Raw genomic sequence first — 13,525 nt, forward strand, 5'->3', positions numbered from 1 at the left:
AGGTATGGCGCAGCATCAGGCGCGCAAGCGTTTTGGACAGAACTTCCTGGAAGATGAAGCCATCATCGACCAGATCATCCGGGCCATCGGCCCGCGTGCCATCGACAATATCGTGGAAATCGGTCCGGGCCTCTCGGCCCTGACCCGGCCGCTGACGCAGGCGGTCGAGCGCCTGCGCGTGGTGGAAATCGACCGTGACCTGGCGGCGCGCCTGCGCCATCAGTATCCTGCCGGCAAGCTGGAAATCATCGAGGCGGACGCCCTGACGGTGGATTTCGGCGCGCTGGGCCCGCAACTGCGTGTGGTGGGGAATCTGCCCTACAACATTTCCAGTCCCCTGTTGTTTCATCTGCTGGGTTATGCGGACGCCGTGGTGGACCAGCACTTCATGTTGCAGCGCGAGGTCATCGATCGCATGGTGGCCAGGCCCGGCTCGTCCGATTACAGCCGGCTGTCCGTCATGCTGCAGTCGCGCTATCGCATGGTCAAGCTGTTCGAGGTGCCGCCCGAAGCCTTCAACCCGCCGCCGCGCGTGGTGTCGGCCGTGGTGCGCATGGTGCCCTTGCCGGCGGACCGCCCGCAGGCCAGGGACGCCGGCGCGTTCGAGCAGGTGGTCGCGCGCGCCTTTGCCCAGAAGCGCAAGATGCTGCGCGGCGGACTGGGCGACTGGACGCCGCACATTGCCTGGGACGATCTGGGCATTGCCCCCACCGCCCGGCCCGCGGACCTGTCCCTGCAGCAGTACATCGCCCTGGCGGACCACTTGCTGGACAAGGGCGTGCTCGGCGCGTGACAGATCGGCGAGGCCTCGTAAGGCCGCCTGATCAGCCAAAGAACCAGTAGCACACTCCGATGGAGGCCAGCACGCCGGCCAGGTCCGCGATCAATGCGCAGGGCACGGCGTGCCGCGCGCGCTGTATGCCTACCGCGCCGAAGTACACGGCCAGCACATAGAAGGTGGTTTCCGTGCTGCCCTGCACGGTAGCGGCCAGCAGGGCGGGGAAGCTGTCCACGCCGTGATGCTGCATGGTCTCGATCAGCAGGGCGCGCGCCGCGCCTCCCGAGAAAGGCTTGACCAGAGCGGTCGGCAGGGCGTCGATGAAGCGGGTGTCCAATCCCGACAGGCCCACCAGCCAGCGTATCAGGTCCAGGGCGATATCCAGCGCACCCGAACTGCGCAGAATGCCCACGGCGCACAGCATGGCTACCAGATAGGGCAGCAGGTCGCGGGCCACGGCGAAGCCTTCCTTGGCCCCCTCGATGAAGCAGTCATAAAGCGCCACCTTGCGGCGCCAGCCCACCAGCAGGAACAACCAGATGATGCCCAGCAGGGTCAGATTGCCCAGCAGGGAGGACAGGGTCTGGATGGCCGCCGAGCTGAGCGTGGCCAGCAGCGCCATGAAGGAGCCCAGCACCACGGCCAGGGCGGTGAACCAGAGCAGCAGGACCGGATCGAGCAGGCGCAGCCGTTGCACCAGGGCCACGCACAGCAGGCCCACCAGCGAAGAGGCGGTGGTGGCCAGCAGGATGGGCAGGAACACCATGGTGGGATCGGCCGCCCCCTGCTGCGCGCGATACATGAAGATGCTGACCGGCAGCAGCGTCAGGGATGAGGCGTTCAGCACCAGGAACAGGATCTGCGCGTTGGTGGCGGTGTCCGGCCGGGGATTCAGGCTTTGCAGGGCCTTCATGGCGCGCAGGCCGATGGGCGTGGCGGCGTTGTCCAGGCCCAGGCCATTGGCGGCGAAGTTCAGGGTGATCAGCCCCAGGGCTGGATGGCCGCGCGGCACTTCGGGCATCAGGCGGGCAAACAGCGGCGTCAGCCAGCGGCCCAGCACGTCGATCAGGCCGGCCCGCTCGGCGATCTTCAGGAAACCGAGCCAGAGCGTCAGCGTGCCGAACAGCAGCAGCATCAGCTGCACCGACAGGGCGGCCATGTCGAACAGGCTGCGCACCATGTGCGCGAAAATCTCGCTGTTGCCCTGGACCAGCCATTGGTAGAAGCCGCTGACGGCGGCGATCAGGAAAAAAACCAGCCAGAGAGTATTGAGCATGTTGTCGGCAGTGCGCGAAGGAACAAAGGGCCACGCAAGATTGTCGCAGACTCAGGGCATTAAGGTGATAATGAAGATTGAGCACGGCATCATGTTAGAACCTGTTCGATGTCTTTTCATAGCGCCTGCCCGTACTCCCGCCGCGTCCATCTAGGCGAGTGGCGCCGCTCATGCTCCGCGCCTGAGCAAGCCGCGCAACGACGAGGGGCGTGGCGCGAGCACGGGCCCGAAGGCTTACCTCTACCAGCTGCGTCCGCGGCGTTGCAAGTACTCGCCGGGCTACCAGCCCGGCTGCGCCTTGCATCTTGCATCCACGAGCCGGTAGGGGGAACAGGCGCTATGAAAAGACATCGAACAGGTTCTTAAGGAGACATTATGGACTGGAAAGCCTGGCGCAGAAAATGGTTGACGGTTCCTTTGTACCGTCTGGGACGGGATGCCCTGCCACGCTTGTCAGCCACCGAACAGCAGGCCATAGACGCTGGCGATACCTGGTGGGAAGCCGAACTGTTTTCCGGCCGGCCCGACTGGCAGAAGCTGCTGGCCGTGCCGCCCGCGCGGTTGACGACGCAGGAGCAGGCCTTCCTGGACGGTCCCGTGGCGCAACTGTGCAAGATGCTGGACGAATGGGACACCCAGTGGGTGCGGGGCGACCTGCCTCCGACGGTCTGGGCCTTTCTGCGCGAACAGGGTTTTTTCGGCATGATCATCCCGGCCGAATACGGCGGCCTGGGGTTCTCGGCCTATGCGCATTCGGAAGTGGTGCGCCGGATCGCGGTGCGTTCCATCACGGCCGCCGTCACGGTCATGGTGCCCAATTCCCTGGGGCCGGGCGAGCTGCTGCTGCAGTTCGGCACCGACGAGCAGCGCCGCCATTGGCTGCCGCGCCTGGCAAGCGGCCAGGAAATTCCCTGCTTCGGCCTGACCAGTCCCGAAGCGGGCTCGGACGCCGCATCCATGGTGGACACGGGCGTGGTCTGCCGGCAGGACGTGGACGGCCGCTCCGTGCTGGGCATACGCTTGAACTGGTCCAAGCGCTACATCACCCTGGCCCCGGTCGCCACCGTGCTGGGCCTGGCCTTCAAGCTGCAGGATCCGGAAGGCCTGCTGGGCGATGATCCGGAGCCGGGCATCAGCGTGGCGCTGGTCCCCACCGACTTGCCCGGCATCACCATCGGGCGCCGGCATCTGCCGGCCATGCAGGTGTTCCAGAACGGTCCCACGCAAGGCAAGGATGTCTTCGTGCCCATCGACGCCCTGATCGGCGGCCCGGCCCAGGCCGGCAAGGGCTGGATCATGCTGATGAGCGCCCTGGCCGCGGGCCGGGGCATCTCGCTGCCCTCGCTGGCGGCGGCCGCCTGCGTGTTCTCCGCCCACACCAGCGGAGCCTATGCGCGCGTACGCACCCAGTTCGGCATCCCCATCGGCAAGTTCGAAGGCGTGCAGGAAATGCTGGGGCGCATGGCGGGCAATGCCTACGTGGTGGAGGCGGCGCGGCGCATGACCTGCGCCGGGCTGGACCAGGGCGTCAAGCCGGCGGTCGTCTCGGCCATCATGAAGCTGCACTGCACCGAGCGCATGCGTGAATCGGTCAACGCGGCCATGGACGTGCATGCGGGCAAGGCCGTCATCGACGGTCCGAACAATTACCTCTCCAGCCTGTATCGGGCGCTGCCCGTGGCCATCACGGTGGAAGGCGCCAATATCCTGACCCGCAGCCTGATCGTCTTCGGCCAGGGGGCGATCCGCTCCCATCCCTGGCTCATGCAGGAAGTCAAGGCCCTGTCCAATCCGGACGAGCAGCAGGGCGAGGATGATTTCGACGCCGTCATCTGGCGCCATCTGGCTCACAGCGTGCGCAATGCGCTGCGCGCTACCGGCATGGCCTGGACGGGCGGCCTGATCGGCCGCTGGCCTCGCCAGGCCGGCGAGATCGCGCCGGTCTATCGGCGCCTGGACCGCTATGCCGCCGCGTTCGCGCTGCTGGCGGAATGTGCGTTGCTGTCGCTGGGAGGCAGCCTGAAGCGCAAGGAAATGCTGTCCGCCCGCCTGGGCGACATGCTGGCCGAACTGTTCCTGCTGTCCGCCGTGCTCAAGCGCTGGAACGATGAAGGGCGCCATCATTCCGACCTGCCCCTGGTGCACTGGTGCGCGCGGGACAGCCTGGCGCGCCTGGACAGGCGCATGGACGAGGTTCTGTCCAATCTGCCTTCCCGCCCGCTGGCGTGGCTTCTGCGAGTGCTGCTGCGGCCATTCGGGCTGGCGGCGCGCCCGCCGTGCGATGAGCTGACCCGCAAGGCGGCCGGGATCCTGCTGGAATCGTCCGGCTCGCGCGACCGCCTGGTGGGCGCGGTCTGGGAAGGACATGACACGCCCTCCGTCGCCTTGCTGGAACGCGCCTTCAGCCTGGCGGTGCAGGCCCAGCCGCTGCTGGACCAGGTGCGCAAGGCCGGCCTGGCCGACTGGCGCATCGCGCGGGACAAGGGCGCCATCACCATCGAGCAGGCCGCCCTGATCGAGGCCTATCAGCAGGCGGTGGCCGATGTCATTGCCGTGGACGACTTCCCGGCGGACGCCTTTGCGCGGACCAATGGCAGCGGCGGCGGCCCGGACGGTTCCCAGCCGGCCTGACTCTGGTTGTTGCCAATTCTTGCGCTTGAGCTCGAGCGTGCCCCGGCACGCGTGCCAGACGGATGCGTTCCCTTACCAAATTCCGTTTTCCATGCATGGGAACGTCTTTAAGCTTGGGCTGACAGGCAGGCTTTGGGCGGATGGCCGCCGGCCTGCGCTGCATTGCGCAAGGAGACTGACATGCAGAAAATGATTTTCGTGAATCTGCCGGTGACGGACTTGCCGCGGTCCGTGGCGTTCTACGAAGCCCTGGGTTTTACCAACAACCCGCGCTTCACCGACCAGAGCGCCGCCTGCATGGTATGGAGCGAGGCCATCAATGTGATGCTGCACACCCACGAGCGGTGGCGCACCTTCACCAGCCGTCCCATCCCCGCCGCCGAGGCCAGCGAGGTGATGCTGGCGCTTTCCTGCGAGAGCCGCGACGCCGTCGATCGCATGAACGAGGCGGCCGCCCGGCATGGAGGAATGGCGGACATCAACCCCAGGCAGGACCTGGGCTTCATGTACAACCGCAATCTTGCCGATCCGGACGGGCATGTGTGGGAGGCGGCCTGGATGGACCCGGCCGCCATGTCCGGCGGCTGAGGCTGGAATCAGTCCACGCGGCCCTTGGCCTGGATCAGCTCGATCTTGTAGCCGTCGGGATCTTCCACGAAGGCGATGACGGTGGTGCCGTGCTTCATGGGACCGGCCTCGCGCACGACCTTGCCGCCGCGCGCCTTGATGTCTTCACAGGCCTTGTAGGCGTCTTCCACTTCCAGGGCGATGTGGCCGTAGGCGTTGCCCAGGTCGTAGGATTCGGTGTCCCAGTTGTGGGTCAGTTCCAGGACGGCGCCGTCGGCCTCGTCCTGGTAGCCGACGAAAGCCAGTGTGAAGCGGCCGTCGGGGTAGTCCGACTTGCGCAGCAGCTTCATGCCCAGCACTTCGGTGTAGAAGGCCAGGGAACGGTCCAGATTGCCGACACGCAGCATGGTGTGCAGGATACGCATGGGTAAAAGCTCCTTGAGTTCAGCCTGCCTTACAGCAGGGGCAGGGTGCCCGGGTCATGTTGCCGCAGATGGTTGCGGGCGCGCATGAAGTCCGGATAAAGCGTCTCGACCAGGGCCCAGAATCGGGGGCCATGGTTCATTTCTTTCAAGTGGGCCACCTCGTGGGCGACCACATAATCGATGACGGACGGCTCAAAGTGTATCAGCCGCCAGTTCAGCATGATGGTGCCGTCGCTGCTGCATGAGCCCCAGCGCTTGGCCGGGGCCGCCAGGCGCAGTTTCCGGGCCGTCAGTCCGGCCGCCTGGAGATAGTGCGCCAGGCGTTGTTCAAACCACTGCCGGGCCTGCTGCTGCAGCCAGGCCTGGGTCAGTTCCTGGACGCGGCGCGAGTCGGCCTGCATGGGCAGGGGCAGGCACAGGCAGTCGCCGGCCTGCGGAGCCAGGGGCGCGCCGCTGAAGCTGATCTGCTGGGCGGTCGGGTCCAGGGCCAGCCGGATGGAGGCGCCCATGTAGGGCAGGCAGTCGCCGTCCTGCCAGCGCAGCCGGTTCAGGGCCAGCTGTTCGCGCCGTTCGCGGTATTCCTGCAGCTTGCGCACGACCCAGTCCGTCTTGCGCTGCAGGACCTGCTCGGCCTGGCTCAGCTTGATCCAGGAAGGGATGGAGACGGTCAGGCCGCTGTCGTTGATGGTCAGGCCCACGGTGCGGCGCCGCGAGCGTTTCAGCTGGTAGCCTATGTCGTGGCCGTCCAGCACGATATGGCGCCACTGCACGCCCGCGGGCAGGGTGTCGGGCTTGACGGTCAGCGGCGCGGGCGCCCTGGCGGGCAGGGCGGGCTGTTCGGCGGACGGCGCGGGCCGCTGCTCGGGGTGGGGAAAGGCGGTGTCAGGAAACAGCGCCAGTTGTGGAGGTACCGGCATAGCGTTCGGGGTTCAGGACGCGCATTTCGGTTTCGATCCATTCCTGCACGCGTTGGTTCAATTCTTCGGGCGTGAGGCCGGCAGGATCGATGGGCGGACCGAAGGAAACCGTGACCAGCCCCGGCGTCTTGACGAAGGCGTTGCGGCGCCAGCACTCGCCGGCGTTGTGGGCCACGGGGATGACGGGCGTGCCGGTGCGGCTGGCCAGCAGGGCGCCGCCCATCTTGTAGCGGCCTGTCGTGCCCGGCGCGGTGCGCGTGCCTTCGGGGAACAGCAGGGGCCAGCGTCCTTCGTCGATGCGCTGCTGGCCTACGCGTATGACCTGTTCGAAGGCGTCGCGGCCTTTGGAGCGGTCGATGGGAATCATGCGCAGCAGGGCCAGGCCCCAGCCGAAAAAGGGTACGCGATGCAGTTCTTTTTTATAGACGAAGCAGACCTGGCGCGGCATGTGGCCGGGGAAGAACAGGGTCTCCCAGGCAGACTGGTGCTTGGACAGGATGACGGCCTTGCCGTCGGGCAGGTTCTCCCAGCCTTTGGTCTGCCAGCGTATGCCCAGGATGACGCGCGCGCCCCACAGGGCCAGGCGCGGCCAGCCCACGGTCAGACGGTAGCGCCAGTCCAGGGGCAGGGGAGCCCACAGCAGGCAGGCGAAGGCATAGGGGATGACGGTGACCAGCAGGAAGAGCTGGTAGAGCGTGGCGCGGATGATGCCCATGTCAGGTCTCGCTGAGCCATTTGTCGGCGACGGCCGCCAGATCGGCCTCGATCCGGGTGCCCTCGGGCAGGCCGCCTTTTTCCAGGGTGCGCAGTCCCTTGCCGGTCTGCACCAGCCAGGGCGCGCAGCCCAGCGCGGCGGCGGCCTGCAGGTCGCGCAGTGAGTCGCCCACGGCGGGCACGTTCTGCAGGCTGATCTCGTAGCGCTGCGCGATGTCGCGGAACATGCCCGATGCCGGCTTGCGGCAGGCGCAGCCGTCGTCCGGTCCGTGCGGACAGATGAAGATGGCGTCGATCAGGCCGCCGTGCAGCGCCAGTTCGCGGCGCATCTTGGCATGGATGGCGTTGAGCGTGGCCATGCTGAACAGGCCGCGCGCCAGGCCCGACTGGTTGGTGGCGACGACCACCTTCCAGCCGTTCTCGGTCAGGCGCGCGAGCGCCTCCAGGCTGCCCGGAATGGGCACCCATTCGTCCGGGCTTTTGATGAAGGCGTCGCTGTCCTGGTTGATGACGCCGTCCCGATCGATGATGGCGAGCTTCACTATCGAGCCAGCCCCGAAATGTCGGCCACCTGGTTCATCAGCTGGTGCAGCTTGCCCAGCAGGGCCAGACGGTTGGCGCGCACGGCCGGGTCGTCAGCCATGACCATGACGTCCTGGAAGAAGGCGTCCACGGCGCTGCGCGCCTGGGCCAGGGTTGCCAGGGAGGCGTCGAATTCGCCGGCTTCGAACTGCTGCTGCGCCACCGGCTGCAATTGCGCAACCAGTTCGGCCAGCTCGCGTTCGGCGGGCTCCACCAGCAGGGCGGGGTCCAGCGCGGCCAGTGCGCCATCGGCCTTCTTGAGCAGGTTGCTGACGCGCTTGTTCGCGGCGGCCAGGCTGTCGGCCTCGGGGCGCTGCGCAAAGGAGGCGCAGGCCTGGATGCGGGCGTGCACCTGCTCCAGCGGCGGCTGCAGGGCCAGGACGGCGTCGACCACGTTGCGGTCGTATTCGTTGCCCAACTGGTTGCGGTAGCGCTCGTAGATGAAGGACTGCACGGCCGGCACGGTGTCGGCGGCCAGCATGCCGTCCTTGAACAGCGAGGCGGTGTGGTTCAGCAGCGCGCCCAGGTCCAGGCTGCGGTTGTCGAAGTAGCCGCCGCGCTCCAGCTGCTCGTAGGCGCTGATCAGGCCCAGCGCGGCGCGGCGCAGGGCATAGGGGTCGCGTTCGCCCGTGGGCGCCAGGCCTATGCCCCAGATGCCGACCAGCACCTCGGCGCGCTCGGCCAGGAACAGCACGGCCTGGGTCAGGGTGCGGGGATGCACGGGCTGGTCCAGGCGGTGGCGGTACTGCTCGCGGATGGCCAGGACCACGTCCTCGGCCTCGCCGTCGGCCTGGGCATAGTAGGCGCCCATCACGCCCTGCAGTTCGGGGAATTCGCCGACCATGTTGGAATTCAGGTCCGCCTTGGCCAGCAGGGCGGCGCGCTGGGCGCGGGCCTTGTCCGCGCCCAGCTGGTCGGCGATATAGCCGGCGACGGCCTGCAGGCGGTCGACGCGTTCCAGCTGCGAACCGAGCTTGTTGTGGTAGACGCTGTTGGCCAGCGTGGCCACGCGCTCGGCCAGGGGCAGCTTGCGGTCGGTCTCGAAGAAGAACTGGGCGTCCGCCAGACGGGGGCGCACCACGCGCTGGTTGCCTTCGATGATGTTGACCGGGTTGTCCACGCGCATGTTGCTGACGATCAGGAAGCGATTGGTCAGCGCCTGGGTGGCGGGGTCGAACAGAGGGAAGTACTTCTGATTCAGACGCATGGTCAGGATCAGGCACTCGGACGGCACCTTCAGGAATTGCTCGTCGAACTCGCCCACGTAGATGGTCGGGAATTCCACCAGGGCGGTGACTTCGTTCAGCAGGGCCTCGACTTCGGGGTCCTGGCCCAGCGTGGCGTTCAGGGCGCGGGCCTGGTTTTCCAGGTCCTGGCGGATCTGCTCGCGGCGGGTTTCGAAGGAGGGCACGACCTTGCCTTGCTCCAGCATCTGGGCGGCCCAGGAGTCGGCATCGCGGATGTCGAAGGGGGTGTCGCACATGAAGCGATGGCCGTGGGTCCGGCGGCCGGCCTGCAGGCCCAACGCGCTGACGGGAACGATGTCCGAGCCCCACAGCGCGACCAGGCCGTGGGCCGGGCGCACGAAGCGCACGCTGGTGACGCCGTCGGCCAGCTGGTAGCGCATGACCTTGGGGATGGGCAGATGGCCTATGGCCCAGTCCAGGGCCTGTTGCAGGCCGTCCTGCAGGGCGGCGCCCGGCGCCACGCCGCGGGCGTAGAGATAGTCCTGCTTGCCGTCGGATTCGCGCACCAGGTCGCCCGCGCCCAGGTGGCCCAGGCCCTTGGCGTCCAGGCGCTTGGCCAGGGCGGGGGCGATCTGGCCGTCCTCGGTCAGGCCGATGTGGGCGGGCATCAGTTTTTCAGTGTAGGGCTGGTCGTCGGCCTGTTTGTGCACGGCGCTGAACCAGGCGGCCAGGCGGCGCGGGGTGGCGTAGGCGCGCAGTTCGCAGCCCTCGGCCAGCAGGGCCTGTTCGCCCAGGATCTTCTGCAGGCCTTCGGCAAAGGCCTGGCCCAGTTGGTTCAATGCCTTGGGAGGGAGTTCTTCGGTGAAGAGCTCGACCAGCAAAGGCTGCGTGTTGGAGGCGCTCATTCGCTGGCCTCCGTGGTGTTCTTGGTCAGCATGGGGAAACCTAGGCGTTCGCGGGAATCGTAATAAGCCTGCGCCACGGCGCGCGACAGATTGCGGATGCGGCCGATGTAGGCGGCGCGCTCGGTGACGCTGATGGCGCCGCGCGCATCGAGCATGTTGAAGGTATGGGCGGCTTTCAGGGTCTGTTCGTAGGCGGGCAGGGCCAGCGGCACGTCGATCAGGCGCTTGGCTTCGCCTTCGTGGTCGTTGAAGTGCGCGAACAGCACTTCGGTGCTGGCATGCTCGAAGTTGTAGGCGGACTGCTCCACTTCGTTCTGGTGGAAGACGTCGCGATAGTAGATGCGCTGGCCGTTGTGGCCTTCGGTCCAGACCAGGTCGTAGACGCTTTCCACGCCCTGCAGGTACATGGCCAGGCGCTCCAGGCCGTAGGTGATCTCGCCGGTCGTGGGCGTGCAGTCCAGGCCGCCCACCTGCTGGAAGTAGGTGAACTGGGTGACTTCCATGCCGTTGAGCCAGACTTCCCAGCCCAGGCCCCAGGCTCCCAGCGTGGGGTTTTCCCAGTCGTCCTCGACGAAGCGGATGTCGTGCGCCTTGGGATTGATGCCCAGCGCCTCCAGCGAGCCTATGTACAGGTCCAGGATGTTCTCAGGGGCGGGCTTGAGCACCACCTGGAACTGGTAGTAGTGCTGCAGGCGGTTGGGATTGTCGCCGTAGCGGCCGTCCTTGGGGCGGCGCGAAGGCTGCACATAGGCGGCGCGCCAGGGTTCGGGGCCTATGGCCCGCAGGAAGGTCGCCGTGTGGGAGGTGCCGGCGCCGACTTCCATGTCGTAGGGCTGAAGCAGCGCGCATCCGTGCTTGTCCCAGTATTGCTGGAGCGTAAGTATGATTTGCTGAAAGGTGAGCATGAGCAATGGCCAGTAAAGCGAGAAGCCGCAAAATTTTTCTATTTTACCGTGAACTGCGCGCTTGCAGCATAAAAGCGCCCGCCGCCGGCCCGGGCCGCGCCGTCCGGGCCACGGGCGGGGCCGGACCCGCCTCAGCGGGTAGCACAGTTTTAGACGTATGATATGCGTTTATTCAAACTTCGCTTATTTGCCGGCTTTATCTGGCCGGCGTCTCAGGAGGCCATATCCATGGGTGAACTCGTCAAGCTCGAACGCATCGGCAAGGTGCTGCTCATCACGCTGAACCGTCCCGAGGCGCGCAATGCGATCAACCTGGAGACGGCCCAGGAGCTGGCCCAGGCGCTGGACGAGCTGGACGGCAGCCCGGACGTGGCGGTGGGCGTGCTCACGGGCGCGAACCAGACCTTCTGCGCCGGCATGGACCTGAAGGCCTTCGCCAAGACCGGCCAGCGTCCCTATGTGGGCGAGCGCGGCTTTGCCGGCATCTGCGAGCGCCCGCCCCGCAAGCCCCTGATCGCGGCCGTGGAGGGCTATTGCCTGGCCGGCGGTTTCGAGATCGCCCTGTCCTGCGACCTGATCGTCGCCTCGCGCAAGGCTTCGTTCGGCCTGCCCGAGGTCAAGCGCGGCATCGTGCCCGGCTCGGGCGGCATGGTGCGCCTGCCCAGCCGCGTGCCCTATCACGTGGCCATGGAAATGGTGCTGACCGGCGGCATGTACCCGGCCGAACGCATGGCCGAGCTGGGCCTGGTCAGCCGTCTGGCGGACGAGGGCCAGGCCTGCGGGCAGGCCCTGGAGCTGGCCGCCCGGATCGCCGCCAACGGTCCGCTGGCCGTGCAGACCGCCAAGCGCATCATTGCCGAATCGCGCGACTGGCGCCAGGCCGACATGTTCGACCTGCAGCGTCCGCGCATCGCCGCCATCTTCACCTCCGCCGACGCCAAGGAAGGCGCCACCGCCTTCGCCGAGAAGCGCGAGCCCGTCTGGCAGGGCAAGTAATTTCCCTTCGTTTCACTCCGTTTTATAGACGCCACCATGACCACGATCAAAGAAGACGATCTGATTCAGTCCATCGCCGACGCGGTGCAGTTCATCAGCTATTACCATCCCACCGACTACATCCAGCATCTGGCGCGCGCCTACGAGCGCGAGCAGAACCCGGCCGCCAAGGACGCCATCGCCCAGATCCTGACCAATTCGCGCATGTGCGCCGAAGGTCATCGGCCCATCTGCCAGGACACGGGCGTGGTCAATGTGTTCCTGAAGGTGGGCATGGGCGTGCGCTTCGACACCCAGCGTTCCTTGCAGGAGCTGTGTGACGAAGGGGTGCGCCGCGGCTACCTGAACCCCGACAATCCGCTGCGCGCCTCCATCCTGACGGATCCCCTGTTCACGCGCAAGAACACGCGCGACAACACGCCCTGTATCGTCAACGTCGAACTGGTCGCAGGCGACCGGGTCGACGTGCAGGTGGCCGCCAAGGGCGGCGGTTCGGAAAACAAGAGCAAGTTCGTCATGCTGAACCCCAGCGACTCGCTGGTGGACTGGGTGCTGAAGACGGTGCCCACCATGGGCGCCGGCTGGTGTCCGCCCGGCATGCTGGGCATCGGGGTCGGCGGCACCGCCGAGAAGGCCATGCTGATGGCCAAGGAAGCCCTGATGGAAGACATCGACATGTACGAGCTGCTGCAGCGCGGCCCGCAGAACAAGCTGGAAGAGCTGCGCATCGAGCTTTACGAGAAGGTCAATGCGCTGGGCATAGGCGCCCAGGGCCTGGGCGGCCTGACCACCGTGCTGGACGTGAAGATCAACACCTTCCCCACGCACGCCGCCTCCAAGCCCGTGGCCATGATCCCCAACTGCGCCGCCACGCGTCATGCGCACTTCACCCTGGACGGCAGCGGCCCTGCCGAACTGACGCCTCCGCCGCTGTCGGCCTGGCCCGACATCCACTGGGCGCCCGACTACAACAAGTCCCGCCAGGTGGACCTGAATACCCTGACGCCGGCCGAGGTCGCCTCCTGGAAGCCCGGCGAGACCCTGCTGCTGTCCGGCAAGATGCTGACCGGCCGCGACGCCGCCCACAAGCGCATCCAGGACATGCTGGAAAAGGGCGAGTCCCTGCCCGTGGACTTCACCAATCGCGTCATCTACTACGTGGGCCCCGTCGATCCCGTGGGCGACGAGGTCGTGGGTCCTGCGGGCCCGACCACGGCGACCCGCATGGACAAGTTCACCGACATGATGCTGTCCAAGACCGGCCTGATCGCCATGATAGGCAAGGCCGAGCGCGGCCCGGTCGCCATCGAGTCCATCCGCGCCCACAAGTCGGCCTACCTGATGGCCGTGGGCGGCTCGGCCTATCTGGTGTCCAAGGCCATCCGCGGCGCCAGGGTCGTCGCTTTCGAGGACCTGGGCATGGAAGCCATCTACGAGTTCGACGTCAAGGACATGCCTGTGACGGTGGCCGTGGATTCCGAAGGCGTGTCGGTGCACAATACCGGCCCGGCCGAATGGCGCAAGCGTATCGCCGAGATCCCGCTGGTCGCGATCTGAGTCCGGCACGGCGGGACGCCCGTCCCGCCGCATGAAGCATGAAAAAGCCCGCGCAATGCGCGGGCTTTTTTCGTGTCGTCCTGTG

Annotated in this window: 12 protein-coding genes; 5 read left to right on the plus strand and 7 right to left on the minus strand. The window is 66.7% G+C overall.

Annotation, left to right across the window (positions count from 1 at the left end):
* Positions 1-4: 4 nt before the first annotated feature.
* Positions 5-793, plus strand: coding sequence for a 16S rRNA (adenine(1518)-N(6)/adenine(1519)-N(6))-dimethyltransferase RsmA (rsmA, locus tag ACF3ND_RS03965; RefSeq protein WP_394064456.1), 789 nt, complete (start codon positions 5-7; stop codon positions 791-793).
* Between the two features lie 31 nt (positions 794-824).
* Here rsmA and ACF3ND_RS03970 read toward each other — a convergent pair whose 3' ends face one another.
* Positions 825-2,054, minus strand: coding sequence for a nucleoside recognition domain-containing protein (locus tag ACF3ND_RS03970; RefSeq protein ID WP_394064458.1), 1,230 nt, complete (start codon positions 2,052-2,054; stop codon positions 825-827).
* Positions 2,055-2,429: 375 nt separating this feature from the next.
* Between ACF3ND_RS03970 and ACF3ND_RS03975 the strand changes: the two genes are divergently transcribed.
* Positions 2,430-4,685 (plus strand): acyl-CoA dehydrogenase, encoded by a 2,256-nt coding sequence (locus ACF3ND_RS03975; protein ID WP_394064460.1) that lies wholly within the window; start codon positions 2,430-2,432, stop codon positions 4,683-4,685.
* 180 nt (positions 4,686-4,865) lie between these two features.
* Positions 4,866-5,273 carry a VOC family protein gene (locus ACF3ND_RS03980; RefSeq protein WP_394064462.1) on the plus strand — a complete coding sequence of 136 codons (408 nt, stop codon included), beginning with the start codon at positions 4,866-4,868 and terminating at the stop codon, positions 5,271-5,273.
* Between the two features lie 8 nt (positions 5,274-5,281).
* Here the strand turns inward: ACF3ND_RS03980 and gloA are convergent, their stop codons facing one another.
* From gloA to glyQ, 6 genes are read right to left on the minus strand one after another with little or no spacing between them, the layout of a single operon-like run.
* Positions 5,282-5,677 carry a lactoylglutathione lyase gene (gene gloA, locus ACF3ND_RS03985; RefSeq protein WP_394064464.1) on the minus strand — a complete coding sequence of 132 codons (396 nt, stop codon included), beginning with the start codon at positions 5,675-5,677 and terminating at the stop codon, positions 5,282-5,284.
* Positions 5,678-5,706: 29 nt separating this feature from the next.
* The gene (locus tag ACF3ND_RS03990) at positions 5,707-6,594 is read right to left on the minus strand and encodes a M48 family metallopeptidase (protein WP_394064466.1); all 888 of its coding nucleotides are present in this window, start codon (positions 6,592-6,594) and stop codon (positions 5,707-5,709) included.
* Positions 6,560-7,309, minus strand: coding sequence for a lysophospholipid acyltransferase family protein (locus tag ACF3ND_RS03995; RefSeq protein ID WP_394064468.1), 750 nt, complete (start codon positions 7,307-7,309; stop codon positions 6,560-6,562). The genes ACF3ND_RS03990 and ACF3ND_RS03995 overlap by 35 nt, the downstream gene beginning before the upstream one ends.
* 1 nt (position 7,310) lies before the next feature.
* The gene (gmhB, locus tag ACF3ND_RS04000) at positions 7,311-7,850 is read right to left on the minus strand and encodes a D-glycero-beta-D-manno-heptose 1,7-bisphosphate 7-phosphatase (protein ID WP_394064470.1); all 540 of its coding nucleotides are present in this window, start codon (positions 7,848-7,850) and stop codon (positions 7,311-7,313) included.
* A complete protein-coding gene (glyS, locus tag ACF3ND_RS04005) occupies positions 7,850-9,982 on the minus strand; it encodes a glycine--tRNA ligase subunit beta (RefSeq protein WP_394064472.1) in 2,133 nt (710 codons plus the stop codon). The genes gmhB and glyS overlap by 1 nt, the downstream gene beginning before the upstream one ends.
* A complete protein-coding gene (glyQ, locus tag ACF3ND_RS04010) occupies positions 9,979-10,887 on the minus strand; it encodes a glycine--tRNA ligase subunit alpha (RefSeq protein ID WP_394064474.1) in 909 nt (302 codons plus the stop codon). The genes glyS and glyQ overlap by 4 nt, the downstream gene beginning before the upstream one ends.
* 228 nt (positions 10,888-11,115) lie before the next feature.
* On the opposite strand from glyQ, the gene ACF3ND_RS04015 reads away from it, so the two are divergent.
* A complete protein-coding gene (locus ACF3ND_RS04015; RefSeq protein ID WP_394064476.1) occupies positions 11,116-11,883 on the plus strand; it encodes a crotonase/enoyl-CoA hydratase family protein in 768 nt (255 codons plus the stop codon).
* A gap of 36 nt (positions 11,884-11,919) precedes the next feature.
* On the plus strand, positions 11,920-13,440 hold the full coding sequence (locus tag ACF3ND_RS04020; RefSeq protein WP_394064478.1) for a fumarate hydratase: 1,521 nt from the start codon (positions 11,920-11,922) through the stop codon (positions 13,438-13,440).
* Positions 13,441-13,525: the final 85 nt, after the last annotated feature.

This window comes from Alcaligenes sp. WGS1538, from assembly GCF_043187505.1.
Lineage (GTDB): Bacteria > Pseudomonadota > Gammaproteobacteria > Burkholderiales > Burkholderiaceae_B > Alcaligenes.